Origin of the sequence: Mesorhizobium sp. BR-1-1-10 (assembly GCF_020165595.1) — a bacterium.
Lineage (GTDB): Bacteria > Pseudomonadota > Alphaproteobacteria > Rhizobiales > Rhizobiaceae > Mesorhizobium > Mesorhizobium australicum.
The window spans coordinates 248,856-274,386 of sequence record NZ_JAIUIL010000002.1 but is presented as its reverse complement, the minus strand read 5'-3'; the positions used below and the strand labels follow the sequence as shown (position 1 = coordinate 274,386).

Annotated in this window: 28 protein-coding genes and 1 tRNA gene; 16 read left to right on the top strand and 13 right to left on the bottom strand. The window is 61.5% G+C overall.

Translation table 11 applies throughout. From position 1 onward, the window contains the following. Nucleotides 1–63: 63 nt before the first annotated feature. The 3 genes from LB555_RS04320 to LB555_RS04310 form a co-directional block, all read right to left on the bottom strand. Nucleotides 64–1,047, bottom strand: a complete 984-nt coding sequence (locus tag LB555_RS04320; RefSeq protein WP_015318235.1) for a glycosyltransferase family 2 protein — start codon at nucleotides 1,045–1,047, stop codon at nucleotides 64–66. A gap of 16 nt (nucleotides 1,048–1,063) precedes the next feature. Further along, nucleotides 1,064–1,609, bottom strand: a complete 546-nt coding sequence (locus LB555_RS04315; protein WP_015318234.1) for a dTDP-4-dehydrorhamnose 3,5-epimerase family protein — start codon at nucleotides 1,607–1,609, stop codon at nucleotides 1,064–1,066. Between the two features lie 154 nt (nucleotides 1,610–1,763). Further along, nucleotides 1,764–2,279, bottom strand: coding sequence for an outer membrane protein assembly factor BamE (locus LB555_RS04310; RefSeq protein ID WP_015318233.1), 516 nt, complete (start codon nucleotides 2,277–2,279; stop codon nucleotides 1,764–1,766). 114 nt (nucleotides 2,280–2,393) lie between these two features. On the opposite strand from LB555_RS04310, the gene LB555_RS04305 reads away from it, so the two are divergent. The 8 genes from LB555_RS04305 (at nucleotide 2,394) to LB555_RS04270 (ending at nucleotide 7,617) form a co-directional block, all read left to right on the top strand. Continuing rightward, the gene (locus LB555_RS04305) at nucleotides 2,394–2,936 is read left to right on the top strand and encodes a ubiquinol-cytochrome C chaperone family protein (RefSeq protein ID WP_015318232.1); all 543 of its coding nucleotides are present in this window, start codon (nucleotides 2,394–2,396) and stop codon (nucleotides 2,934–2,936) included. A 3-nt stretch (nucleotides 2,937–2,939) separates the two neighbouring features. Continuing rightward, nucleotides 2,940–3,488: a YceD family protein gene (locus LB555_RS04300; RefSeq protein ID WP_015318231.1), complete on the top strand. Its 549-nt coding sequence runs from the start codon at nucleotides 2,940–2,942 to the stop codon at nucleotides 3,486–3,488. A 113-nt stretch (nucleotides 3,489–3,601) separates the two neighbouring features. Continuing rightward, the gene (gene plsX, locus LB555_RS04295) at nucleotides 3,602–4,672 is read left to right on the top strand and encodes a phosphate acyltransferase PlsX (RefSeq protein ID WP_041163469.1); all 1,071 of its coding nucleotides are present in this window, start codon (nucleotides 3,602–3,604) and stop codon (nucleotides 4,670–4,672) included. A gap of 9 nt (nucleotides 4,673–4,681) precedes the next feature. Then, the gene (locus tag LB555_RS04290) at nucleotides 4,682–5,653 is read left to right on the top strand and encodes a beta-ketoacyl-ACP synthase III (protein WP_015318229.1); all 972 of its coding nucleotides are present in this window, start codon (nucleotides 4,682–4,684) and stop codon (nucleotides 5,651–5,653) included. A gap of 101 nt (nucleotides 5,654–5,754) precedes the next feature. Beyond that, nucleotides 5,755–6,078, top strand: a complete 324-nt coding sequence (locus LB555_RS04285) for an integration host factor subunit alpha (RefSeq protein ID WP_010915609.1) — start codon at nucleotides 5,755–5,757, stop codon at nucleotides 6,076–6,078. Between the two features lie 215 nt (nucleotides 6,079–6,293). Beyond that, nucleotides 6,294–6,833 (top strand): MerR family transcriptional regulator, encoded by a 540-nt coding sequence (locus LB555_RS04280; RefSeq protein WP_015318228.1) that lies wholly within the window; start codon nucleotides 6,294–6,296, stop codon nucleotides 6,831–6,833. A gap of 88 nt (nucleotides 6,834–6,921) precedes the next feature. After that, the gene (locus LB555_RS04275) at nucleotides 6,922–7,224 is read left to right on the top strand and encodes a hypothetical protein (protein WP_015318227.1); all 303 of its coding nucleotides are present in this window, start codon (nucleotides 6,922–6,924) and stop codon (nucleotides 7,222–7,224) included. 255 nt (nucleotides 7,225–7,479) lie between these two features. After that, on the top strand, nucleotides 7,480–7,617 hold the full coding sequence (locus LB555_RS04270; RefSeq protein WP_157163662.1) for a hypothetical protein: 138 nt from the start codon (nucleotides 7,480–7,482) through the stop codon (nucleotides 7,615–7,617). 273 nt (nucleotides 7,618–7,890) lie between these two features. Here the strand turns inward: LB555_RS04270 and LB555_RS04265 are convergent, their stop codons facing one another. Then, a complete protein-coding gene (locus LB555_RS04265) occupies nucleotides 7,891–8,505 on the bottom strand; it encodes a hypothetical protein (RefSeq protein ID WP_140661952.1) in 615 nt (204 codons plus the stop codon). A gap of 273 nt (nucleotides 8,506–8,778) precedes the next feature. Between LB555_RS04265 and LB555_RS04260 the strand changes: the two genes are divergently transcribed. From LB555_RS04260 to LB555_RS04240, 5 genes are all read left to right on the top strand, one after another. Next, nucleotides 8,779–9,063 (top strand): helix-turn-helix domain-containing protein, encoded by a 285-nt coding sequence (locus tag LB555_RS04260; RefSeq protein ID WP_140717549.1) that lies wholly within the window; start codon nucleotides 8,779–8,781, stop codon nucleotides 9,061–9,063. Nucleotides 9,064–9,263: 200 nt separating this feature from the next. Next, the gene (locus LB555_RS04255) at nucleotides 9,264–9,725 is read left to right on the top strand and encodes a YbaK/EbsC family protein (protein ID WP_140617044.1); all 462 of its coding nucleotides are present in this window, start codon (nucleotides 9,264–9,266) and stop codon (nucleotides 9,723–9,725) included. A gap of 258 nt (nucleotides 9,726–9,983) precedes the next feature. Next, nucleotides 9,984–10,733: a hypothetical protein gene (locus LB555_RS04250; RefSeq protein ID WP_224682342.1), complete on the top strand. Its 750-nt coding sequence runs from the start codon at nucleotides 9,984–9,986 to the stop codon at nucleotides 10,731–10,733. Between the two features lie 2 nt (nucleotides 10,734–10,735). Next, the gene (locus tag LB555_RS04245; protein WP_224682341.1) at nucleotides 10,736–11,236 is read left to right on the top strand and encodes a hypothetical protein; all 501 of its coding nucleotides are present in this window, start codon (nucleotides 10,736–10,738) and stop codon (nucleotides 11,234–11,236) included. Next, the gene (locus LB555_RS04240; RefSeq protein ID WP_224682340.1) at nucleotides 11,227–12,339 is read left to right on the top strand and encodes a ComEC/Rec2 family competence protein; all 1,113 of its coding nucleotides are present in this window, start codon (nucleotides 11,227–11,229) and stop codon (nucleotides 12,337–12,339) included. Before LB555_RS04245 ends, LB555_RS04240 begins: the two co-directional genes overlap by 10 nt. Nucleotides 12,340–12,425: 86 nt before the next feature. Here LB555_RS04240 and LB555_RS04235 read toward each other — a convergent pair. From LB555_RS04235 to LB555_RS04215, 5 genes are all read right to left on the bottom strand, one after another. Then, nucleotides 12,426–12,502: transfer RNA gene (locus LB555_RS04235), tRNA-Pro, on the bottom strand. 36 nt (nucleotides 12,503–12,538) lie between these two features. Continuing rightward, nucleotides 12,539–13,828: an O-antigen ligase family protein gene (locus LB555_RS04230; RefSeq protein ID WP_224682339.1), complete on the bottom strand. Its 1,290-nt coding sequence runs from the start codon at nucleotides 13,826–13,828 to the stop codon at nucleotides 12,539–12,541. Further along, nucleotides 13,825–15,360: an undecaprenyl-phosphate glucose phosphotransferase gene (locus LB555_RS04225; RefSeq protein ID WP_224682338.1), complete on the bottom strand. Its 1,536-nt coding sequence runs from the start codon at nucleotides 15,358–15,360 to the stop codon at nucleotides 13,825–13,827. The genes LB555_RS04230 and LB555_RS04225 overlap by 4 nt, the downstream gene beginning before the upstream one ends. Nucleotides 15,361–15,446: 86 nt before the next feature. Further along, nucleotides 15,447–16,577, bottom strand: a complete 1,131-nt coding sequence (locus LB555_RS04220; RefSeq protein ID WP_140787617.1) for a glycosyltransferase — start codon at nucleotides 16,575–16,577, stop codon at nucleotides 15,447–15,449. 10 nt (nucleotides 16,578–16,587) lie between these two features. After that, complete coding sequence (locus LB555_RS04215) at nucleotides 16,588–17,151, bottom strand: polysaccharide biosynthesis/export family protein (protein ID WP_041163468.1); 564 nt, start codon at nucleotides 17,149–17,151, stop codon at nucleotides 16,588–16,590. Nucleotides 17,152–17,405: 254 nt separating this feature from the next. Between LB555_RS04215 and LB555_RS04210 the strand changes: the two genes are divergently transcribed. Beyond that, nucleotides 17,406–19,724, top strand: a complete 2,319-nt coding sequence (locus LB555_RS04210; protein ID WP_224682337.1) for a GumC family protein — start codon at nucleotides 17,406–17,408, stop codon at nucleotides 19,722–19,724. An 80-nt stretch (nucleotides 19,725–19,804) separates the two neighbouring features. On the opposite strand, the gene LB555_RS04205 is transcribed toward LB555_RS04210, so the two are convergent. Continuing rightward, entirely contained in the window at nucleotides 19,805–21,034 is a 1,230-nt protein-coding gene (locus tag LB555_RS04205) for a GNAT family N-acetyltransferase (protein ID WP_224682336.1), read from the bottom strand. A gap of 89 nt (nucleotides 21,035–21,123) precedes the next feature. Here LB555_RS04205 and LB555_RS04200 point away from each other — a divergent pair, with 89 nt between their 5' ends. Then, on the top strand, nucleotides 21,124–22,182 hold the full coding sequence (locus LB555_RS04200) for a polysaccharide deacetylase family protein (protein WP_224682335.1): 1,059 nt from the start codon (nucleotides 21,124–21,126) through the stop codon (nucleotides 22,180–22,182). 23 nt (nucleotides 22,183–22,205) lie between these two features. Here the strand turns inward: LB555_RS04200 and LB555_RS04195 are convergent, their stop codons facing one another. After that, entirely contained in the window at nucleotides 22,206–22,421 is a 216-nt protein-coding gene (locus tag LB555_RS04195) for a DUF2842 domain-containing protein (protein WP_015318215.1), read from the bottom strand. Between the two features lie 153 nt (nucleotides 22,422–22,574). Between LB555_RS04195 and LB555_RS04190 the strand changes: the two genes are divergently transcribed. After that, nucleotides 22,575–23,669, top strand: coding sequence for a COX15/CtaA family protein (locus LB555_RS04190; protein WP_224682334.1), 1,095 nt, complete (start codon nucleotides 22,575–22,577; stop codon nucleotides 23,667–23,669). A gap of 84 nt (nucleotides 23,670–23,753) precedes the next feature. On the opposite strand, the gene LB555_RS04185 is transcribed toward LB555_RS04190, so the two are convergent. Both LB555_RS04185 and argC read right to left on the bottom strand, forming a co-directional pair. Next, nucleotides 23,754–24,596, bottom strand: a complete 843-nt coding sequence (locus LB555_RS04185; protein WP_224682438.1) for an aminoglycoside phosphotransferase family protein — start codon at nucleotides 24,594–24,596, stop codon at nucleotides 23,754–23,756. Continuing rightward, the gene (argC, locus tag LB555_RS04180; RefSeq protein WP_140717534.1) at nucleotides 24,593–25,519 is read right to left on the bottom strand and encodes an N-acetyl-gamma-glutamyl-phosphate reductase; all 927 of its coding nucleotides are present in this window, start codon (nucleotides 25,517–25,519) and stop codon (nucleotides 24,593–24,595) included. Before argC ends, LB555_RS04185 begins: the two co-directional genes overlap by 4 nt. Nucleotides 25,520–25,531 lie beyond the last annotated feature (12 nt).

Genomic DNA, 25,531 nt, shown 5'->3' with positions numbered 1-25,531 from the left:
TTTTTTCATGTCAGCTGACTGGTCGCTTGGTCCGGCATCTGGGCGCCGCGTGCGCGACAGCCGCTATTCTCCGGTTTCTTCCCGCTTGCTGCCTCTGCGGTACATAGCCAACAGATCATCCACGGTCGGCTCCCGTTCAGGCATGGGCGGCAGGCCGCGTACCTTTCGAAGCATGGAGACAAAAGCACCGCGTTGGTATTTGCGGCGAAACTCGACGGATCTCGGATGAATGCCGCATGCAGCCCAAACTCTTCGTTTCAGATAACTGGATTTCTTCAGGCGAGACGGCACCGCCGCTGCGGCAAGAACCTTGACACGCAGGTCGTCCGGTATGCGCATGCGGTCGATGAGTTCCTCCTGCTCCATTGCCGTGTCATCAAGATAACTGCCGCTGCGCTGGCCGGAGAAGATACTCAGCACCGTCAGGTGCGGCATGGTCGCGATCACGGCTCCCTTTCGCCAGGCCCGGAAGAGCCAGTCCTGCGAACTTTCGCATGAGCATTCGCTGGCAGGCCGCCAGGGGCCGAGCCAGTCCAGCGACGCCCGCCTGACCACCTGTGCCGATCCGTATCCGGCCGTGACGACGGGATCGTAAAAACCGTCTTTGCCCATTCCGTAAATCGAGGTCTTGAGAGCATCGTCTCTCGTCCGCACCGGTTCGATGATGGCGCCACGAGCGATGACGACATCCGCGCCGGTCGCATCGATCCATCCCGTGGTTGCCGCCAGATGATCCGGAAACCAGAGGTCGTCGTGATTGAGCACGGCGACAAGCCGGCCGCGCGCCCTGGCAAAACCGATATTATTGGGGCCGGATTGCTCGCCGAAATTGACGGGCAGGTCGATATAGAAGATGCGCGGATCGCCGAATTCGGCGATGATCGCCGGTGTCTCAGGGCGACAGTCGTCGCCGATCACCAGAATTTCAAAATCCTGCAGGGTCTGGCGCAAGACGCTGAACAGCGTCTGTCGCAAGGCTGCGGGACGATTGTGGGTGGCGATCACCACCGAGACGAGCGGCACGCGCTGCCCTGTTGCATCGAACAAGCGCGATCCTTCCACGCTACACCAGCTTGTAGGGGATTTGTTCGGTGTCCGGTGGCAGGCGCCAATGGTCGGGCGCGTCGTAGGCATAGGCCTTGTCGACGAGATTGAGCAGCAGGGCGATCTCCGGCCCGAGCGCCGTCACGCCGTGCCACACGCCTGGCGGGATTATGACGATCGCCGGCCGCAACGCGCCGAGTATCTTGTGCCACACCGTGCCGAAACTGGGCGAAGCCTTCCGGCCGTCATAGAGCGATATGCGGACGCTGCCGGCACAGCAGAAGAGCCGATCCAGCGTCACCCTGTGCGCATGCCAGCCGGTTACCGCGCCTGGATACATCGTGCGTTGAAACACCTGGCCGACAGGCGATGGATCAAGTCCCCACTCATCCCGAAAGACCTCGGTCAGATAGCCGTTGGATGTAGCGACCGGCCTGATTTCCTTGATTGTGACGCCATCGATCGACGGCGGATCGATGGCAAGCCAGTCTGATGTCACCGTCTGCCGGTCGGGTGTCCCGGTCGCCATCCAGCCAACCGGCATCGCATGGTCGTCACTGCTCATGTCCAAATCCCCCAGCCTGACGGTTTGATATGGGTTTGCCCCATCACTGGCAAGCCGGGCCCCGTTAACAAAAACCCGTGGGATCGCTCCCACGGGTTTTTGGTCGCCTGAGACATTTCTGTTCCCCAAAGTCAGGGAAGCAGGATTCTAGGGATCAGGGGGTGCCGCCGCCGGGAATGCCGGGCGCCAGCTTGCTGGCGCCGTTGATGATCTGGCTGAGGAAGTTCTGGTCCTTGCCGCCGGTTGGCGTGGTGCGCGAAATGAAGTCGAAGATCTTGCCGTCCTTCAAGCCGTAATTGGCGATCTGGGTGACGCGGCTGTCCGGGCCGAAATAGACCGCCAGCACTTTCTGGTCGACCAGCCTCGGCTTGTCGAACGCGACGTAGCGCTTGCGCGTCTGCGAAATATAGTAAAACGCCTCATTGTCGAAAGTCGCCGTGGTCGACGGCGTGCCGAGTGCAAGGAGCACCTGCTCGCGGCTGGAACCGACCGGCACGGAATCGATCGCCTGCTGATCGAGGACATAGCCTTGCGTGAACGTCTCGCTCGGACTGAGGTCGCCGATCATCTTGTTGGTGTGGCATGCCGACAGCGCCGCTACGATAGCCAGCAGCGAGATCGCGCCGGCAGCCCTGGAATTGAAACCCGACTTGAAATTCAGCGCGCGCAACAACAATTCTCCATTATATCGCCGCAACTTGCGCTGGGCCGCAAAACCGGTAAACCAGCTTGCTTGCCGATGCAACAAGGCCAATTCAACAAACGGTCCCCGGAGACCATCCCCATGTTCCAGCGCCTTTTTGGCCGCGAACGCCACGCCAACCGCGCCATCACCGACGCGCTTTACGCACAAATCGTGGCGGCGGCGCGGCAGACCGTTTTTTATTCCCACTGGAATGTGCCGGACACGCCGCTTGGCCGTTTCGAGATGCTTTCGCTGCACATGTTCCTGGTCCAGCACCGCTTGCGCGGCGAGGACGGTGTGGCGCAGGAGATCGCGCAGGTGCTGATCGACGAATTCTTTCTCGACGTCGATCATTCGCTGCGGGAACTGGGCATTGGTGACGTGGGTGTGCCAAAACGCATGAAGAAGCTGGCGAAGATGTTCTATGGCCGCACCGCCGCCTATGATGATGCGCTGGAACGAAACGACCATGACGGTCTGACCGCGGCACTTGCCCGCAATGTCCGTCCCGACGCCGGCGGCTGGCCGGAAGCGTCACGTTTGGCCGGGTATGTCGCCGACGCCAGCCGGCAACTGAGTGCGCAGCCGACCGAATCGATCGTTGCCGGCACTGTGGCGTTTCCCGTAGCCAACGGAGGCTGATCGATGAAACACGTGGATATGCAAAGTCCGGTATCCTTTTTCGCCAATGTCGCGCGTCTGCCGCACAAAGGGCTGCCGGTTGTGATCGAGGCCGATGCCGCGCAGCGCGCGGCACTTGCCGAGACCCATGGGCTGCTGTCGGTCGAAGCCTATCGCGCCGAACTGCTGGTTACGTCATGGAAGCGCAACGGCGTTAAGGTCAGCGGCCGTGTCGAGGCGGACATTACCCAGGCCTGCATCGTCACGCTCGACCCCATCGAAGCGCATGTTGAAGAGCCGTTCGAGGCGCTGCTCTTGCCCGAGGACTCCAAACTCGGACGGCAGGGATTCGAAGGTGGCGGCGAAATCCTGCTCGATGCCGACGGCCCCGACAGTCCCGAGACATTTTCGGGCGACACCATCGATGTCGGGGCACTTGCCGAACAGTTCTTCGGCTTGGCCATCGATCCGTATCCGCGCAAGCCCGGCGCCTCGATTGGCACCGATGACGACACCGGACCGGCCGAGAATGAATTTCAGCAAAAACTGCGATCCTTGCTGCGAAAATCCTGAAAACCTCGCTCGCGACGGAAAAGTCGGTTGTGCGACAGCCTAAAACCGCTATTTTCGCCGAACCTTTGCGATCACTAAAACGACTTGCCGCCTAACCGTGAGATGAATACCGCGTGATCAGGATTTCCATCGATGCCATGGGCGGCGATCACGGACCAGCCGTGGTCATTCCGGCGCTCATGACGGTCGCGACCCGCCGTCCCGACATCCGCTTCGTCATCTACGGACGTGAGGAACTGGTGCGCCCGGAACTCGCCAAATTCCCCAAATTGGCCGAGGTCAGCGAGTTCTTCCACTGCGAGATCGCGGTCAGGATGGATGACAAGCCGAGCCAGGCGCTGCGCCATGGCCGCTGGAAATCGTCGATGTGGAAGGCGGTCGAGGCGGTAAAGTCGGGCGCTGCGGATGCATGCATCTCCGCCGGCAATACCGGTGCGCTGATGGCGATGTCCAAATTCTGCCTGCGCACCATGGCGACCATCGACCGCCCGGCGATCGCGGCATTATGGCCGACATTGCGCGGCGAAAGCGTGGTTCTGGACGTCGGCGCCACCATCGGCGCCGACGCGCACCAGCTCATTGATTTTGCCATTCTCGGCACCGGCATGGCGCGTTCTGTGTTCGGCATCGCCCGACCCACGGTTGGCCTGCTCAATGTCGGTGTGGAGGAGATCAAGGGCCAGGAAGAGGTCAAAGAGGCGGGACGCATGTTGCGCGAAGCCAATATGGCCTCGATGAATTACCATGGCTTTGTCGAAGGCGACGATATCGGCAAGGGCACGGTCGACGTCGTCGTGACGGAAGGCTTTGCCGGCAATATTGCTCTCAAGACGGCGGAAGGCACCGCGCGCCAGATAGCTGGCTATCTGCGCGCCGCGATGAGCCGCACCCTGATGGCCAAGATCGGCTATGTCTTCGCCAAGGGCGCCTTCGACCGCCTGCGCGAAAAGATGGATGTCGGCCGCTCCAATGGCGGCGTCTTCCTGGGGCTGAACGGCATCGTCGTCAAAAGCCATGGCGGTGCCGACTCGGACGGTTTCGCCGCGGCGATCGAACTCGGCTATGACATGGTGCGCAACAATCTGCTTGATCGCATCGAGGCCGACCTCGACCTGTTTCATGCGCGCAACCCGCATGCCCTGACATCAAGGAAATCCGACGTCGTTACCGACGCAAGGGAATAGGAAAGAATTTTGATCAGATCAGTTGTGCGCGGCACGGGCGCCGCGCTGCCCCGCCGCATCATGAAGAATGCCGATTTTGAAGGTATGGTCGAGACCTCCGACGAGTGGATCGCTCAGCGCACCGGCATCCGCCAGCGCCATATCGCGGCTGATGACGAGACGACGGCTTCGCTGGGCGAGGCCGCGGCGCGTGCCGCCCTTGCCGATGCGGGATTGACCCCGGGCGATATCGATCTGGTCGTACTGGCGACCTCGACCCCCAACAACACGTTCCCGGCTACCGCGGTCGAGATCCAGAACCGGCTCGGCATGCAGCACGGTTTTGCCTTCGACATGCAGGCGGTATGCTCGGGTTTCGTCTATGCGGTGACGACAGCCGATCTCTACATCCGCGGTGGCCTTGCAAAGCGCGTGCTGGTGATAGGCTCGGAGACCTTCTCACGCATCCTCGACTGGAGCGATCGCTCGACCTGCGTGCTGTTCGGCGATGGCGCCGGTGCGGTCGTTCTGGAAGCCGGTGAGGGGGCCGGCACGATCGCCGATCGCGGCGTCCTGGCGGCCAGCCTGCGTTCCGACGGCTCGCACAAGGAAAAGCTTTTCGTCGACGGCGGCCCGTCGACGACGGGCACGGTCGGTCATCTGCGCATGGAGGGCCGCGAGGTCTTTAAGCACGCGGTCGGCATGATCACCGATGTCATCGAGGCGACCTTCTCGGCCGCCGGTATTACCGCCGACGATCTCGACTGGTTCGTGCCTCACCAGGCCAATAAACGGATTATTGACGCTTCAGCCAAAAAGCTCGGGATAGCTGAGCAAAAGGTGGTGGTGACCGTCGATTTGCACGGTAACACGTCGGCTGCTTCCGTACCGCTGGCGCTGTCGGTGGCCGTCGCCGACGGCCGCATCAAGAAGGGAGATCTGGTGCTCCTGGAGGCGATGGGCGGCGGCTTCACCTGGGGCGCCGTTCTGGTTCGCTGGTAAGTGCAGAACGGTCCGGTTTCGGTCCTTGACCTTGCCGGATCAATTACTTAGGCTCTGCCGTTGTTGTGCCGATTTTATGTTTGAGCTGATGGGACGGTCGCATGGGGGGAAAGACACTTACGCGCGCCGACCTTGCCGAGGCCGTCTACCGAAAGGTCGGTCTGTCGCGCACTGAATCCGCCGAACTCGTCGAGGCGGTGCTGGACGAAATCTGCGAAGCGATCGTGCGCGGCGAGACGGTGAAGCTGTCGTCTTTCGCGACATTTCATGTCCGCTCCAAGAATGAGCGGATCGGGCGCAATCCCAAGACCGGGGAGGAAGTACCGATCCTGCCGCGCCGGGTGATGACCTTCAAATCGTCCAACGTCCTGAAGAACCGCATCCTGCGTTCCCACCAGAACAGCAAGGCCAAGGGCGGCAAATAGCCTCCATTGCACGGTTGAAAACCGGCTCCGCGACAACGGCGGACTTGAATATTGCTTCACAAACCGCTGAAATAAGGCCCGATTCGGCAGCATGGCCGGATGGGTGTTCTGGCTTATGATCGATTCCGCACCTGCGGAACAAGCTCTTCTCATTGTTGAGCGGGATCTCGTCGGAGCACCGTTCCGGGCTACACGCCAGCGTGAGGATTTCGCCCATGGACAAGAGCCCTGACGCCTTCCGCACCATCAGCGAGGTCGCTGAAGATCTCGACCTGCCACAGCATGTGCTGCGTTTCTGGGAGACGCGCTTCAACCAGATCAAGCCGATGAAGCGTGGCGGCGGCCGCCGCTACTACCGGCCGCAGGATGTCGAACTGATCAAGGGCATCCGCCATATGCTCTATGACCAGGGCTACACCATCAAGGGCGTGCAAAAGCTGCTGCGGGAAAACGGCAATCATTTCCTGGTCGCCATCGGCAATGGCGACATGGCCGCCGTCGAGGCGATCTCGCAGCGCAAGCAGGCCGATCAGGTGCCGCTGACGCCGGCAGCCCAACCGCGCGGCGGAGATGACGAACTGGTTGGCCAGCCAAGGGTCAAGCCCAGCCGCCGCTTTTTCGGCCTGGGCAAGGGCGACGAGGAAGGTCCGGTTGCGCCGGACGCGTCGAAGCTCTCGCGTGACAACCGCGCGCTGCTGCAGGAAGCGCTGTTTGACCTCCTGGAATGCAAGCGCCTGCTCGACCAGGTGCGCTGACCGCCGCGAAGCGCTTTAAAGCCTCGAAACTGGAACTCGCTTTGGGGTGAGGCGTTAGGTTTCCTTCTGCAAGACAAGGAAACGCATGATGGCATCATTTTCGACCCTTTCGGACATCGACCTCGAAAAGCAGGTCGCGGCTCTCTCGAGGGAACTCGCCGCGTTGCGCAAGGCAGTGTCGAAGCGGGGTGGCGCTTACTATGAAGACGGCCGTGATGCTGCTCTTGATACGTATTCGGATCTTGCGGAGCGTCTGCGCGATGCCATGCCGGCAATCCGCAAACAGGGCAGGGTGATCGAGAAATCGGCACGCGAACATCCGGCGGCGGCCGCAGCGGTCGGTCTTGTCGTACTCGGTCTGGTCGCCAGCCTGCTGTTCAGCCGGCGCTGACTGCTACCCAAGAATTTCCAGAGAGAAAATGGCGGCTCGCCCTCCGGCGCGGCCGCTATTCCCATTGACGTCAGCGGTTTGCGATACCGCTCCGGAATCTGGCCGAAGCGCGTCGGCGTAGAGGCGCACGGCACCGCTGTGCTGCCGGTGCAGAAAGGCGGATCGATCGATCCGCCACAGCCGCTCGATTCCGCGGCGATGGCCGGGTTTGTCCAGTAGCCCCGGCCTGGCATTGTGACCAGGAGAAAACCAGCCTTGGACAAGAAGCCAGGGCTGGTCTTCTCGTTGCGGTGCTTAGGCCTTGTTGCCCATCTTCTTCATGTGATGATGGTGGTGGCGATGATGGTGACGGTGATGATGGTGGTGACGATGGTGATGATGCTTTGCCATTGAGGCCGCGTCCGCGCTTGTCGCGCCGACCACCGGCACCGCGAAAGCCATTGCAGCTGCAAGCCCGAGGGCCGAGAGGAGGGATTTCTTCATTGGATCGTTTCCTTTTTCGCAAGCAGGTATCGATCGGGCCGATATCCCGACCGCCGCGAACGGAATTACGCTCCTGAATTTTTTCGTCAGTATTTCCCGATTGTAGAATCTTGTTTCTGAACTGTTTCCCAGGAACCGGCTTCCTGCCCCATGATTGCCAGGGCCGAAGCCGGCTGCTTTGGCTTACATGGGCGGGATCACACCATTGTTTCCGACCACGACGCGGCTGGAACTCAGCGTGCCGTCCGCCTCGCGCTGAGCGGTAACGAAGACCGTCGCACTTGGTTTGAGATCGGTCGGGGCGGCCGGCGCGAAAGTCACGACAGGCGTTCCGTCGGGGATCGAGATATTCTTCGTCTGCCCATTGTCATAGGTCAGCGTCACGGCACGCCCGTTTATGTCGGTGACGTCCGCGACGGTGCCGTTGGTCATGCGGCTGTTCGGCTCCAGGTCCCAAGGGCGATCACCCTCTCCAGTGCCTTTCAAGGCCGCTGGAAAGACCACCACTTCCAGCGCGCCGCTGCCGCCGTCAGCCTTGGAGACGGAGGCGATGCCGACGAAATCGCCCTGCTTAATGTCTTTTACCGATGCGTTGGCGACGCCTGAAAGCTTCCAGCCGTCTTTCAGCTTGATCGCGGCCGTGTCGCCTTGACGGGTTTTCACGGTCAGCAGCGACGGCTCGAAACTGACCACCGTGCCGCGCACGCGCAATGTGTCCGCCGCCTGCGCGCTGGCCATGACGATGCCGGAAAGCATGGAAATCGTGCCGAGCACGAGGAGAGGTGTCTTGAGGCTCATTGGAGTATCCTTTGGGAAAGGCTGGCTGGAAGGAATGGTTCACGCCAGCGACGTCGAGATAACGAACGGGTGGGGCGAAACTGCCGGGCAAAACCCGCTCGCGCGTTCAAAACAACTTGATCGGGACAGGGCGTGGCAGCCCCATGGCATCCGGGTCACGATGCCGTGACGGCCAGATTGGCGCTTGGCAAATCGCTGGCGAGAGGGCATCTTCCTGCTCGTCTCAGGCAACATCCCATTTTGATCAAACGCTTTCAGCCAACGGAGTTGCCAATGCCCAACAATGCAAAAAGCCACGCCCCCTCCGAACCATTAGCCAACGAGATCGGACCGGACTACAACGCCCTCAGGGCAATGCGGGAAACGCGCGGATACAGCCTCGAAGCGCTTTCGCTGACCTGCGGCCTCTCGGTCGAAGAAATCGAGGATATCGAGAGCGGCCGGGCGGCCGACCCGGCGAAGCTGCGTCGTATTGCGTCCGCGCTTCGTCTGCCGCAGGACGCTCCTATTGCTTCCGCCGTACCGACGCTGGCCGCACAAGGCCGGCCTCAGGCATAGAATCGGCGCCAGGCATGCGCGAGAAACCCGCCAAGGTCCGCTTGGCGGGTTTCTTGTGGACGCCATGGCGTTCGCCTGCAGGCCGGCTTGCCGATTTGCAGAACTTGCCGATTTGCAGATCGCACGTGTCCATATGCGCGGTATCCATCCGCGCCAAACGCATCCGCCGTGCAGCGGGTCTGAACCGTGAGTTTTTCGACATGAGCCTGGATTCCGTCGGTGCCTTCTTCGCGGCTCGCGCGCCTGATATCGAGGTGGTCGTCACGCAATCAAGTTCGGCGACGGTGGCGCTGGCGGCGGAGGCGCATGGTGTGTTGCCGGCGCAGATCGCCAAGACGATCTGCCTTCGCGTCGGCGAGCGCACCATGCTGGTCGTGACCAGCGGCATCGCCAGGCTCGACAACCGCAAGTTCAAGGACCAGTTCGGCGGCAAGCCGCGCATGCTGGACGCGCAAGAGGTTGTCGCTGCCACGAGCCATCCGGTCGGCGGTGTCTGCCCGTTCGGCCTGCCGTCGCCGCTGCCGGTTTATTGCGACGTCTCGCTGCGCCAATTCGACGAAGTCGTCCCCGCCGCCGGCGCCACCAATGCCGCTGTCCGGATTGTACCACAGCGCATGGCCGATCTTACCGGCGCCGAGTGGGTCGATGTGTGCCAAGCTTAGTAGCCGGAGCTTGAGCCGGGCAAAGCGGGCGATTCGACAATCGGGTGATGCGGCAGAAGGACGTTCGGGGGCAAGTCCTGCTTAATGATGGTCGGAGTGGCCGGATTCGAACCGACGACCCCTTGAGTGGTGCTCAGGTGACCGACACGGCCCGCGCTCATTCGGCACATATTGCAGGTATAGACTTTAGAGGAAATTGAAGCACTATGCGCTCGATCGACGGCAGCCGGCCCGGGTGGCTGGATTTAGGGGCCAGAAATGTCCGACGAGACATCCGTGAAGCTGATAAAAATCCTTTGGCGCTTGGACTACGATCTAAGTTACGCGGTCTACGATAGGAGAGGAGCCTGCGTCCGAACTCTTCTGGAGACAATTCCAGATTTCCTGACCAAAGTTGGCGAAGCGCGTGCTCAAAATAGGGTTACCGGCGAGACAGAGGAAGGTGCACCAGCCATAAACATTTCAATAGATCCAAATTCGATTTCCGGGGCCATCGAATGGCCACTTGGGACCGCTCTCAAGGGAGTGTTGCAACACCCGGCATTCCGTAACGTCAATAAAGTGGCATCTGAGTTGATGGCTATAGCCGAAGTGGCCAAGGTTAAGCGGTTTGGGATACGATTTATCGTGCTGATCAAAAGTGCCAAGCTTCCGCGGCGTTATGGAAGCGTCGACCACATGTTCGATGAAGGCGCTTCAAGATCGATTCGCGATATCCTAGGTAACATCGAGGATGCGGCGGTTGTCGTCGAGGGCAAGGCGGAAGACAGCGTTAACTATCGAGTATCGTATGGCCCGTTTGCCCAAAAAAATATCGATTTGCACTTGGCTAAGTCCAAAGACGACATAGATCCCGACTATTATTCTGGGTACAATGCGGTCGTCGACTTAGACCTGTTTGAGTTAGATTTTTTTCTTTTGGAGAAATCGTTGTTTCGGTGGTCGTCGACCAAGGTTGATAAAGTTGAGAAGTTCGTGCAAAGTGTAGTGGGTGGAGGAGGAAGGTAGTCGTGGTGCAATCGGCCAGAAAATCAACTGAAGCGGATGTTGCCATCGACGATATCTTGTTCAGCCAAGGGAGCAAGTATCGGCACACCGATCGGAAGCGCTCTATGCAAACGGCGCCTGTGGAGGCCGGTCAGACTAGCCGTCTCACCGAGACCATTACGTCTCTAGGGGAGGTTGTTCAAGTGGATCGTCGGCAGAGGCCGGCAACGCCCCAAGCCAGCATGCACGCTGAAACATCCAACAGAGCGAAGGCGGTTGTTTCCCGAGTCGGAGCCGAATTTATCATTCTTGACTGCTACCTACCCTCAGGAAATTTTCTCGTCCAATTTCCGATCGCGTTGATTGATGAGGATCTTCGAGTTTTTGGTCAGCCGGTTTGGATCTCTCTTGGTTCTGAAGGTGGTTACAGGATACCTCAGATTACCTCGCGCGACATTGGACCGCAGCCGCGCTTAGACGGGATGGAATCGCTCGAAATGTGGATTGATAGCGGTTGTCCTTAACTTTCCGGTTTCTGAATGTGGGGCACGGCAGTTCCACGATCGTCGAATTCAATGACGGTTCGAAAAAGCATTTTGGCATAGTCGACAGCAGTGCAGAAGCTGATAACGAGCCTAGGGCGCTTGAGGTTCTGCGCACCTTAGGCGCGACTGAGCTGTCATTCGTGTGCCTGACACATCCCCACAAAGATCACTATTCGGGCCTGTACACGATAGGTAAGCATTTCACGGGGAAAGTTGGGCAGTTCTATTCCTGTCCCATGGGCGATCTCGTGGCAAACAGGAAAAGAAGAACAAAATTAGCTCAACACCTATTAAAAATCGTTTCGGAAACAGATGGAATGTCAGAGCGTAGGGCGGCATTAGAATTTCTTCAAATAATACGATGGGCGTCGTCTCAAGATAATTTCTGGACAGAGTGCGCCGGTGAAGAAAATACGATCGGTCCGTCTGGGTTCTCTCAAGTTGGCATTCAGACGGTATTGCCTTTAAAGTTCTCAAAGGGCGAATATATTGGACGCATAGAGAGAGATGATCCAAATATGTTCGGCGACATCGACGACAACGAAATAAGTTTGGCTATCAGATTTACCTATGCAGGAATTGATGTAGTTCTTGGAGGCGACGGGACCCTGAACAATTGGCGCAGCCGTACTCGGTTTGAACGAAATGTTGGCCGACGAATCATGGCTAGCGTAGTCAACCTCCCGCATCACGGGTCCCGATATGATTCGGCGCCCGAGGTGCTTGAGAACCTGTTTACCACAGCGGGTGACCGCTACGGTGTTACCTCAGCGAACGGGCATTCACATCCATCTCTGGACGTCATCGAGTGGTTGTCCAATCAAGGCATTTCGCCGTTCTGTACAAACCTAATGCCCGCGTGCGGTGCAAACGCTAGCAAGCTTATCGCGATGCCTGGGATAAGTGCTGGATTGGCCGCGACGTTGCGGCAATCGGCCTTGTACGGTGGCGTGGTCCAACCTTGCCAAGGCGATATAGCTGTTACCATCGAATCCAATGGAAATTTTGCTGTCGTTCCCCAGCATAACAGCTTTTGCGGCTACCGAAGCTCCTTTACCAGCATGTTCCCGGTTATGCCTTAAAAGGCAATCGTTACCCTCGATGACACCTTTCGCATCACGTGATTAGAACTTCAGCAAGGACCAATGGGGGAAAGTCCTTGTTTTAATGGTCGGAGTGGCCGGATTCGAACCGACGACCCCTTGACCCCCAGTCAAGTGCGCTACCGGGCTGCGCTACACTCCGGACCGGTCGCGATGTATCGTGATAACCCGGCTCGGGTCAACCGAAATTCGGCGTTAATCGTACCGGTGCCGATGTGATGGCTGGTGGACCCGGCAATACCGGCCGCAATAGCCGCTGATGGCGGTATTCGAGCGCTATGGCGCCCCAGATCAAGCCGAGCAGCAGATACATATGGCGCCAGTGGTCGATGTCGATGAAGGTGCCGAGCCCGACATTGCCGATGAAGGCGACGTAGGCGCATAGGAGGTAAGGCTGCCACGGCCGGTCGCGCAGCAGGATGCGGAATCCGGCTGAGATCGTCCAGACGACCAGCGTCAGGAACGAGACGAAGCCGAGCCAGCCATAGTCCATCAGCATCTTCAGCCAGATGTCGTGTGTGTCCTCGCCGAAGATCGTGCCGAAGACCAGCGGCCCGATGCCGAATGGGTGCTCCATCGCCATCTGAAAACCGAGCGTGTAGCGGGCGAAGCGGCCCAGGCGTGCGGTGTCGTAGCTCTGTTCCAGATGCGCGCGGCTGGAGAACATCTCCGACACACCGGGCAGTTGCAAGATGACGATGATGGCGATGGCCAGCAGCGACAGCGCGGCGATCGTCATGATCACCACCCGGAGCCGGAACATGCCGCTGGCGCTCTGCAGGAACAGGCAGCCGGTGAGCAGGATGGCCGAGACCGCGAACATGCCCCAGGCACCACGCGAGAAGGAGAAGAAAATGCCGGCGCTGATGATCAGCAGCGGCACAGCCAGCAGCGGCATACGCGTGACTGGGCCCGTCAGCAGCAAATAAAGCAGATAGATGCCGGGCAGCACCAGGAACGGCCCGAACACATTCGGGTCCTGGAAGGCGCCGGCGGCGCGGTCGTATTTGGTGAAAATTTCGGCACCGGGGAAGGCGTGGAAATAGCCCGCTATGCCAAGCAGCGACGTCGCCACCGCCGAAACGACATAGGCATTGAAGATCAGCCGGTAGAGGTTCGGCTGCGTGGCCGTAACCGATGCGAAAAACACCGCGCTGAAAGCGAGAAACAGCGACACGGCAAGATAAAGCGGGGTGTTGGCGAGATCCGCCATCTGCGTCATGGAAATCATGCCGCCGATGTTCATCGTCACCAGCAGCACCAGAAGCGGCATGGCCGCGCGCGACATCCTCAGGCCGAACAGCGCCCAGATGGCGATCAGCGCGGCCATGTAGATTTCGTAAGGCGCCGGCTCGCTGATGACGAAGCCGGACAGAAGAATGCCGAGCACGACCGCGCTCGAGGAGATCAGCGTGATCAGCTTGGCGTTGACCGCCGCACGCGGCAGATCATGGCTGATCGCGCTCAATAGGCGTTTTCCGTGTTCAAGAGCCGGACCGGCGTCAGGAACAGGATCCGCAGGTCGAAAAGCAGCGACCAGTTCTCGATGTAGTAGAGGTCGTATTCCGTCCGCATGCGGATCTTTTCATTGGTGTCCATCTCGCCGCGCCAGCCATTGATCTGCGCCCAGCCGGTGACCCCGGGCTTGACCTTGTGGCGCGCGAAATAGCCGTCGACCACCTCGTTGTAGAGCAGGTTGTGCGACTGCGCGGCAATGGCGTGCGGACGCGGACCGATGAGCGACAGTGAGCCCAGCAGCGCGTTGAAGAACTGCGGCAGTTCGTCGATAGAGGTCTTGCGGATGAAGCGGCCGACACGGGTGACGCGCGGATCGTTCTTGGTCACCGTCTGCTTGGCGGTCGGATCCGACCGGTCGGTGTACATGGAGCGGAACTTGTAGACCTCGATGATCTCGTTGTTGAAGCCATGCCGCTTCTGCTTGAACAGCACCGGTCCCTTGCTGTCGAGCTTGATGGCGATCGCGGCGGCCAGCATCACAGGCGAGAACACGACGATGCCGATGAGGCTGAAGATGATGTCGAAGGCGCGCTTGGCGACCGAATCCCAATCGTTGATCGGCTTGTCGAAGATGTCGAGCATCGGTACTGAACCGATGTAGGAGTAGGCGCGCGGACGGAATTGCAGCGCGTTGGAATGCGCCGACAGCCGGATGTCGACCGGCAGCACCCACAGTTTCTTCAGCAATTGCAGCACGCGCGATTCGGCGGTTAGCGGCAACGACACGATCAGCATGTCGATGCGGGCAATGCGGGCGAATTCGATCAGTTCCGAAATCGTGCCGAGCTTGGGATAACCGGCGACGAGGGATGGCGAACGCTTGTCGTTGCGATCGTCGAAGATGCCGCAGATGCGGATGTCGTTGTAAGGCTGCTTTTCCACCGAGCGGATGAGCACTTCCGCCGCCTTGCCGCCGCCGACGATGACGGCGCGCCGTTCCATGCTGCCATCGCGCGCCCAGCGCCGGATCAGCCTCGACATCACCAGCCTGAGACCGTAGAGGCAGATGAAGGCGACGACGAACCAGGTGCCGAACAGCAGGCGCGAATAGTCTTGCGACATCTTCATGGCGAATGCCGTCAGCGCCATCAGCGCGAAGGTGCCGGCCCAGACCAGCAGGATGCGCCCAAAATTGGCGAGCGGCCGCATCAGGGACACCACCTGGTAGCAATCGGTGACATCGAGCAGCACCACGGCGAGGAACGATGCGGCGGCGATCGTCAGCGGATATTGCCAGGCGAGATAATTGAAGAATCCGACATAGTAGAAATAGACGCCGAGCCCCGAGACGAACAGCACCGCGAATTCGACCATGCGCAGCACGCCGCTGACCATGATCGGCGACATCGTATCGCGCCGGTATTGCGATGCGACCTGCCGGGCAACGTCGTTCATGCCGCCGGGCTTGTCGCCATCGGCAGGCCCGTCGAAGTGACGCACCGCTTCTGATGAAAAGCGGTGCGCGGGGTCGATCTCGTTCATGGAACAGTCCGCAAGCTTCCCAGGGTGATTAGCAAAAGAGAGCTAAGAAACCCTTGAAACAACCTGTGGCTTTGGAAGGGCCTGAGCTAACTTGCGAGCGCGGCGAAGTAGGCCTTCTCGATTTCGGCGGCCATGACGTCGGCGCCGAAGCGCGCCCTGAGCGTGGATTCGTCAGGCATCAATCGGCGATAGGTGGCAAGGTCGCCCAGCGCCTGGCTCATTTTGTCGGCGAGCTCGGCCGGATCCGGGCGAATCAGGGCGGGGGAGCTTGAACCGAAAATCTCCGGTATGCCGCCGACCGAGGTCGCGATAACAGGTCTTGCCGCGGCAAGTGCCTCCAGCACGGTATAGGGCATGGCTTCCGCGCGCGAAGGAACGACGACGAGCGCCCCCAGCACAAAGGCCTCCCGGGCCGGCATTGGCGGCAGGAAACGGACATTGTCTTCAAGCCCGAGGCGTTTCACCTGCGCGTGGTAGCGGGGCAGGTCGTCGCCGTCGCCGACCATCACCGCACTCGGTGCGCGGCCGAGCCGGGGAGCGGCGGCGGCCAGGGCATCGATGAAGATATCCGGGCCCTTGAGGTCCCGCATCATGCCAATATAGAGCAAATCAGCCGCATCGGCCCTGGCGGCTACCGGCTCGAATTCGGTGGTGCGAAGTCCATTGTAGACCAGCGTGTTCGGGATCGGCGGTTCGCCCACCTTCCTGCGGTAGGTCCGCCGCTCGTAGTCGGAGACGAACAGCAGGCAATCGGTGAAGCGCGCCATGAGATACTCGAGCGCGAAGAACAGCTTTCCGGTGGCTGTGTTCTCGTCATAGTGGAGAGAGCCGCCATGCGGCGAATAGAGGCGGGCTACGCGAGACCTTGATACCCGCAACAATGAGCCGAACAGACGGGCATAGGCGCCACCCTTGGCGCCATGTCCGTGCAGCACGTCCGGCCGCAATTCCTTGATGATCCTGTAGGTGCGCCGGGCCGAGGCGAGGTCGCCCGGGCCGACGTGACGCTGCATTGGCGTACGATGAACGCCGAGCGCCAGCATGTCCTTCATCTGCCCGAAAAGATGCTCCTCGAATTCACCGCCGGTGGTCGAGTCGCAGACGATGCCGACCATGTGGCCGGCGGCGACCTGCGCTTCCGCCAGGTCGCGCACGTGCCGGAAAATTCCTCCCACGGGTGAGCGAAAGCAGTGGACGATCCTGAGCTTGTCCGCCACGAGGTGTCTGTCAGAACAGACGTTCGCGGACGTAGACGGTATCTCCCGGCAGCAGGGGATCGGAGGTGACCACACGGCCAGTTATCACCTTGCCGTTGATATCGCGGGTGATGTCGACGCTCTCCTGGTTGGCGCGTGGCGTGAAGCCCCCGGCAATGGCGATGGCCTTCTGCACCGTCAGGCCGGGCACGTAGGAATACTGGCCGGCGGCGCCCACTTCGCCCATGACGAAGATCGGCCGGTAACGATCGATCTCGACCGAGACGTCGGGGTCGCGCAGATAGCCCTGCCGCAATTTGTCGGCGATCTCCTTTTCCATCTGCTGCGCGGTATGGCCCCGTGCCGGTATGGCGCCGACGAGCGGGAAGGAGATATAACCGGACTGGTCGACGCTGTAGCTGTTGGTCAGGCCCTCCTGTTCGAACACAGTGACGCGGACCCGGTCGCCTGCGCCGAGGCGATAGGGCTGTTCGAGGACCTCGTGGAAGGCGGCCGGCGTCGGCCGGTAGCTGGAACAGCCGGCGAGCATCGAGACGGCAAGCAGTGCGCGAAACAGGGAAGCAGTGCTTTTCATGACCGGACAGGTACCTTCGACTGGCCGCTGCGATGTCGCAGCAAACATCTGGGATCGGGTCCGTTATCATCCTGTTAGGGTTAATGGCCGGTAAAGGAGCGCGCCAATAGCGTTTTAGCAGGCAAGGTTTTGCTATTTTTTCGATTTTTTTGTCGGCCTCGGCAATATCCTAACGGAAGCTTACCGTGATCTTAACGGCTGGGTTACCATAGTTGTTTACGGTGCATGCTGATCCAGTTTCGGAGTAGGGATGCATGTCCGTTCAATCCGCGGCCGCAGACGTCGACGTTGATCTTAGGCAGCTCTTCGCCAGCCTGGGACGCAACTGGCTGCGGATTCTGGTCTTCGTTCTGGTGGTGACGGGGCTTGCCTTCGTGGCTGCATCGTTCGCGACCCGCCATTACAAGGCCCAGACGCAGGTGGAGATCGCCCCGCGAGAATCGGTCTACACGCGGCCCGCCAGCAGCAATCCAGACAGCGACAAGCCGATCCTCGACGAGCAGGGCGTTGCTACCCAGGTCCAGATAATTTCGTCCAACGAGATCCTCAAGCAGGTCGCGCAGAAGCTCGGCCTGTCGCGACTGCCCGAGTTTGACGAGACGATCAACATGTCGTCGCTGAGTCGCGTGCTGATCCTGCTTGGCCTTAAGAACGACCCGATGGATGTTCCGGCCGATGAACGTGTCCTGAAGAAGATGCGCGAGAAGCTCAACGTCTACGGTGTTGAAAAGACTCGCATCATTGCCATCGAGTTCTCCTCGGAAGATCCGAAGCTCGCGGCCGCCATCCCCGATGCCATTGCCGCCGCTTACATTGCGGGGCAGGGCGCGGCCAAGAGCGAATCGAACACCGCCGCCGCCGACTTCCTGGCGCCCGAGATCGCCGACCTGTCCAAGCAGGTCAGGGATGCCGAAGCCAAGGTCGCGGCTTACCGCTCGCAGTCCGACCTCCTGATGGGCGGCAACAATTCCACCCTGGCCACCCAGCAATTGGCCGAGCTGTCGACCGAGTTGTCGCGGGTGCGGGCCAACCGGGCCGCGGCCGAAGGCACGGCCGAGAGCGTGCGCAAGGCGCTGCAGAACGGCGGATCGCTGGATTCGCTGCCGGAAGTGCTGTCTTCCGATCTGATCCAGCGCTTGCGGGAGCGCCAGGTCGAGCTGCGCGCCAACATCGCCGATCTGTCGACGACGCTGCTTGACAATCATCCGCGTGTTCGCGCGGCCAAATCGCAACTGGCCGATCTCGACGCGCAGATCCGCAGCGAAGCCCAGAAGATCATGAAGGGCCTGGCGATGCAGGCCGATGCCGCCAAGGCGCGCGAAAGCCAGCTCGTCGCCGACGTCAACACACTCAAGGCTGCTTCGGCGCAGGCCGGTGAGCAGCAGGTCGGTCTCGACGCGCTGCAGCGCGATGCCGCCGCCAAGCGCCAGCAGCTCGAACTCTACTTGACCAATTATCGCGAGGCGGCGTCGCGTCAGGATCGCAATTATATCCCGGTCGACGCCCGCATCGCCTCACCGGCTTCGGTCCCCGCAGAGCCATACTTCCCCAAGGTCGGGCCGATCGTCGGTGCTGCCGCCGCGGCTTCCCTTCTGCTGGCGGCCGTGTTCACGCTGCTGCGGGAGCTTTTCTCGGGCCGTGCCATGCGCCCGGCCAGGGGCGCGCGGTTTGAGCCGATCGACGAGGTGACGATGCCGCCGGCCGCCTATCAGGAGCCGTCCACCCGCCTCGAACCGGCTGTCGCCACTGAGCGCGCCACTCGCACCGCCGACGTATCATGGCCCGAAACGGTCACGGAAACTCCGGCGCAGCCGCGGCCTGCCGCCGAGTTCGGGCCCGTCGCCAAAGCGGAGCCTATCGCCGAGCCTGAACCCTTGGCCAAATCCGAATCCTTGACCAAATCTGGACCCGTGGCAGAGCCTGAGCCCATGGCTGAGCCGGAACCCGTGGAGGTTCGGCGGCCGCGCTCCGTGCTCGGCGAGATCGACGTCGAGAAGGCAGCCGAGAAGCTGATCGCCAGCGGGGCCGCGCGCGCCATATTCGTTTCCCCCGAGGGCGATGAAGCGGCGGCGTCGGCGATCCTGGTGGCGCGCGAGGTTTCCGACGCCGGACTGCGCGTCCTGCTGCTCGACCTCACTGCCTCAGGGGCTGCCTCGCGCCCGATGCTGGACAGCGGGCTTTTCCCGGGCATCACCAATCTGCTGGCGTCGCAGGCGCAGTTCAGCGACGTGATCCATGGCGACCTCTATTCCGACTGCCATGTCATCCCCGTCGGCACCGCCGATCCGGTCCGTGCCATGCGTGCCGCCGATCGGCTGCCGATCATAATGCAGTCGTTGACAACAGCCTACGATCTGGTGGTGGTCGAGTGCGGGCCGGCCGATGCACAAGGCATCAGCCGTTTGGGCGGCGAGGCCACCGAGGTGTTCTTGTCCATGCTGGAGGCCGACGACGAGGTGACGCAGGCCGCGGTCAAGCTGATCGAGAGCGGCTATCCCGACCTGACGCTGGTGACGCCGCTCGGCCACGAGCCGCCAGGCAATCCGGTGCCGGGGCGGCGTTCGGCTGCTTGAGATAACAGCTGTTCAGAGGCCCATCAGGTCTATTCGAGTTCCAGCGTCGTCACATCGAATATCCTGTTGGCGTATTGGGGCTAGTTTTCGTCTTCCGTGGGCACGGGCGCTGTCTGTCCAACGGCCTTGCGGCGCAGCAGCTTGGTGAGCTTCCAGATTGCCGGGCTGTTCTTGACAAAGGCCTTCAGCCGCGCGCCCTGCCGAAGCGCCTGTCCCAGCGCACGGCCCTTGAGCGTCAGCGGGACGAGGACCTCGAAATGCCGGGTTTCGATATCGCACCATAGCCGCTTGTAAGGTTCGTCTCCGACGGAGAAATCATAAACCGCGAACCCGCTCCGGCAGGCATCCTGGATGTTGTCGAAGAACAGGAAGTCCCCCGGGCTGGTGTGGGCAAGATCATCCTCGGCGATCGCTCCGAACTCGCAGATCAGCCGCCTGCCCGAGCGGCTCGCTCCGGTGACGGCGCGCAGCTTGCCGGCGACTTCCAGCCCGTGCAGCACGAAGCAAGGCTTGTCCTCGCCAAGTGCTTGCTTGAACAGCCCCCGGAAGAAGGCGCGTGTCTGGTCGTCACCGAAGACGTTGGCGATGCCCATCTTGCGGAAGCGCTGTTCCTTCATATCGAAGAACGCGTCGAGCAGCCTCTCCACGTCGTCGGCACTGCTCGCCTCGATGCGCCGGTAGCTACCGACAGCCTCGAACTTGCGTGTCTGCGAACGATGCTTCTTGCGTTTGCGCTTGCCGCTGGCACGCAGCAGCAGCGCATCGAATCCGCCGCTGAGATCGACGGCCAGTGAAAGATTGGGGCTGGCGAAGTGATCGAGCGATGCCAGCGGATTGGCGGTGCCGTCGAGATCGGGCAGCAATCTTTCCAGCGCGATGAGATCGATATCGGGCCGGAATCTGGCGATCGCCGCGAGCATCGACTGGATGGCTGTGAGGTCGCCGCTGGCCAGCCATTGCGGTTCGGCGGCGCAGAAATTGCCATTGGCGTGGCGGCCGCCCATGAACTGGGCGACCCGCAACGGGCCGCGCTTGACCACCTCCAACGCCAGTGCGAAGGCCGGCTTGCCCTCCAGTTCCAGCGTGGCAATGAGCAGATCGGGCCTGACCTCGGCGGCCCAATTCAACACCCATGCCGCACTTTGCGCTGGAGCATAGAGCGCCGAACGACAGAACGTCGCATATGCCGCGAGCCCCTCGGCGGCGGCAATGGAAACTAACGGCCCCGCGGCATTTCTGGGTAGCGTGCGTGGCGAGGTCTGGCTCGCCGCGAGCCGCTTGCCATCAAATGACGCGGTTGCGTCAACCATACCTCAATCCTTAAGGCGTATTGATCCCGATTTGGGGCGCGCTCGGGCGTATTCCGTGCTTGGTTAGCCTAGGCGCAAAAGGTGAATGAATGATCGACGGTGGGGAGGCAATCCGGAAACTGGCGCTCAACGTCGCCCGTTATACCGGCCTCGCACCGCTGGCCAGGCCGTTTGTCGGCGGCATTGGCGCCATCCTGATGCTGCATCGCGTGACGGCGACGCCCGAAAAGCCCGACAGCGTCAACCGGCACCTCAACATCGCGCCCAGTTTCCTCGATGCCGTGATCGCCGACATGAAAGCGGGCGGCTATGCCTTCGTTTCGATGGATGAAGCGGTGGAGCGTATCGAGGCAGGCGGCAAGGGCGGCCGGTTCGCCACCATCACCGCCGACGATGCCTATCGCGACAACATGACCGAGGCCCTGCCGGTGCTGGAAAAGCATGGCGCGCCGCTCACCATCTATGTGGCGCCCGGGCTGATCGATGGCTCCGCCCATCTTTGGTGGGATGTGGTGGAGGATATCGTCAATGCATGCGACCGCCTGACTTTGGCCACATCGAACGGCCCTGCGGTGATCGATTGCGGGACCCCCGCCAGGAAACATCAGGCCATCGCCCGCCTGCATGCCTATTTCACCACCGAGGTCCGCGAGGAAGACCTGCGGAGCGTGCTGCGCGGTCTCGCCGCGTCGCATGGTGTCGACGCCGACGCCCCGCGCCTGCGCACGCTGATGACCTGGGATGAGATCCGCGCCGTCGCCGCGCACCCTCTGGTGACGATAGGCGCCCACACGATCAGCCACAGCAATCTGAAGCGGCTTTCCGAGGCCGATGCGCGGCGCGAGATCGGCGCCGTCAAGGACATGCTGCGGACCGGACTTGGCGAGGAGCCGCGCCATTTCGCCTATCCCTATGGCTATGCGAGCGCCGTCGGCTGCCGCGAAGTGGGCTTTGCGCGCGACGCCTGCTATGCCTCCGCCGTGACCACCCGCCACGGCGTGCTGCGCGCCGAACATGCCGGCTTCCTGCATGCCTTGCCGCGCATTTCGGTCAATGGCCGCTACCAGAGCCTCGCCCACATCCGCACCATGCTGTCGGGCGTGACGACCCCGCTCGCCAATGCCGGCAAGATGCTCGTTACCGTCTGACGTACGGCCGGACCGCGCAGGACTCAGCGCTTAGTCCGCGGCTCCAGCATCAGCCATTTGATGATGCCCATTGCCGGCAGCACCCAGAGCAGGCCGCTGACGAGGAAGAACAGGAATTGCACCAGTGCGCCCGATTCCGACAGGCGGGCAACGGCGAAGATCGAGGCGACCAGCGCGTAGATGATGACCAGCGCCAACAGCAGGAACATTCCGATCAGTTTTTTCAGGCGAATGGGCATGTCTTGGCCTCGTTGATGGCTACCGCTTAGGCCGAACGCAAGGCACGCGCAACCCACGACACCGGGCGCGACGGCGTGCCGCGCTGCGCGGCCTTGCCAGCAGGAGTGCGATGGTTCACCAATCCGCGACATTCAACCTGCCGGGACATATCCATGGCCGCCATCACCGCCGCCGCGCCCTATCAGGCCCGCGACCGCGACCTGCACAACCGGGCACTCGTGCGCGGCTGGCTCTATGTCGTGCTCCTGGTGCTGTTCGCGCTGGTGCTGGTTGGCGGCGCCACGCGGTTGACCGAATCCGGCCTTTCGATCACCGAATGGCAGCCGATCCATGGCGTCGTCCCGCCGCTCAACGACGCCGAGTGGCAGGAGGAATTCCAGCGCTATCAACAGATCCCGCAATACGCCGAACTCAACAAGGGCATGAGCGTCGAGGCGTTCAAGTCGATCTTCTGGTGGGAATGGGCGCATCGCCTGCTGGCGCGCAGCGTCGGCCTGGTCTTTGCCTTGCCGCTGCCGGTCTTCTGGGCGACGCGTCGCATCGAGCGCGGCCTTGGGCCGAAACTGGTCGGCATTCTGCTTCTCGGCGGCCTGCAGGGGGCCATCGGCTGGTGGATGGTGGCGTCCGGCCTGGTCGACCGCGTGTCGGTGAGCCAGTACAGGCTGGCGACGCATCTCACGCTGGCGGCACTTATCTTTACCGCGACCATGGTCGTCGCGCGTGGCCTTGCGCCGCATTCCGAGCCCGCGGCCGATCGCTCGACGCAGCGGCTGGCTGGTTTCATCGTGCTTCTGGCGCTGGTCCAGATCTATCTCGGCGGCCTGGTTGCCGGTCTCGACGCCGGCATGAGCTACAACACCTGGCCGCTGATGGACGGCCGGATCATCCCCGGCGATCTGCTCGTCCTCGAGCCGGCGTGGCGCAATTTCTTCGAAAGTCCGAAAACGGTGCAGTTCATCCATCGGCTTGGCGCCTATACGGTCTTCGCCGTCGCGCTCTGGCACATGATCGCCACGCGTCTGCGTCTGCCGGGCTCAACGCATGCGCGACGCGCGACACTGTTGTTCATGCTGGTGCTGGTGCAGGCTTCGATCGGTATTGGTACGCTGCTGATGCAGGTGCCCCTGCACATGGCGCTGACCCATCAGGCTTTCGCGCTCGTCGTGCTGGGCTTTGCCGCCGCGCATTGGCGCGGCACCAAGGGCGCCTACCCACTGCCGACACGGCCACCGATGAAACGCAGATAGATTCTCTATGGTCTCTTGGCAGCTGCAACAGTCTACATTGCAGTCGAATGCCTCGCTACGTCTACCGCTATGTGACTACTGCGCTCAGAAGGTGAGCCGCACCGTCCGGATCGCCGTCGCGATCGACAGTTCTCGGTTCTCCTCGATGGCATTGTCGTCCTCATGGTGCCAGGCCGCGGACAGGCAGCCATAGGCGAGCGCATGGTCCAGTATCGCTGCCGGTGATTGCCCCAGCGTCCGGGCGAAGATTTCGGCCATATGCGCGATCCGCTCCGGGGCTAGGCAAAGTGCATCGCGATCGAGCGGGTTGTAGAACATGTTGGCGGCCTCGAAGCCGGGATCGCCGAGCACGCCCTTCGGATCGATCGCCAGCCAGCCGCGCGGTCCCCGCAGGATGTTCTCGTGATGCAGGTCGCCATGCAGTGGCCTGATTTCATGCGGATTGGCCAGCAGTCGATCCGCGATGGCCGCGGCCTCGACATAGAGGCTGTCATCGCCGATGCCGCGATCGGTTGCGGCCTTCTTGAAAAGACTGGCGAACCGCTCCCTGAGTGGCTGAAGCTCGGGCGGGTAGGGATGATCGGATGGCGAAAACAATGTCGCCATCACATCCGCCGCGATGGCGGTCGCTGCGTTGTCGCCTTGTTCGTCGAGAACCTGCGACAGAAGTGTGTTCCCGCCATATTCGAGCAGCATGGAGTGCCCGTCGCGGCCGAGAAGCCGCACCGCGCCTTCGCCGCGCCGCCAGGCAAGGAAATGCTCGCCGCGCAACTCGTCGGCAACGTCGTCGAACGGCTTCAGTGCCTTCACGATGGCTGGTGCGCCGTGCTCGAGTCGCACCTTCCAGATGCGGCTCGAAAAGGTCTCGGCCATGAGTTCCGGTTCGCTGACCTTCCAGCGCGCTGGAAAGGCTGGTGCATCCATCAGAGACCGAGCATCAGGTCCATGTTCTGGACGGCCGCACCCGAAGCGCCCTTGCCGAGATTGTCGTAGACCGCCAGCAGCAGCGCCTGGGCTCTGCTGTCGTTGGCAAAGACATAGACCTTCATGCGGTTGGTGCCGTTGTAGATCTCCGGATCGATGTCAGGCACGCGTTCCAGATGCGTATAGGGCGCCACCTCGACCACGCCGCCTTGGATCGCGGCGAAATGGTCCGCAATGGCGGCGTGAAGTTCGGCACCCGTCGGCACGCGGTCGAGGCCACCGAGCTGCAACGGCACCACCGTAATCATGCCTTGCGCGAAATTGCCCACCGCCGGCTGCATGATCGGATCATGCGACAGCTTCGCATAGGCCTTCAATTCCGGCACGTGCTTGTGCTGCAGGGTCAGCCCATAGGGCAGGAATTCCGAAGCGTCCTCGCCCTTGGCGACATAATCCTCGATCATCGGGCGCCCGCCGCCCGAATAGCCCGTAATGCCGTTGACCGCGATCGGGAAACTGGCCGGCAGCAGGCCTGCGGTGACCAGTGGCCTGAGCGTTGCGATCGGCCCCTGCGGCCAGCAGCCGGGATTGGCGACGCGCTTGGCCGTGGCGATCTTTTTCGCCTGCTCCTTGTCCAGTTCGGCGAAGCCATATTCCCAGCCTTCGGCCACGCGATGCGCGGTCGACGCATCGATGACCTTGGTGGTTTCGTTGGCGATCAGCGAGACGCTTTCCTTGGCCGCATCGTCGGGCAGGCATAGGATCGCGATATCGGCGGCGTTGAGGAATTCGGCGCGGGCGGCCGTTTCCTTGCGGCGTTCGACCGGGATGGAAATGATCTCCAGATCGCCGCGCTCGGCAAGCAGCGCCCGGATCTGGAGGCCGGTGGTGCCGTGCTCGCCATCGATGAAGATTTTCGGTTTCATTGCCTGATCAAG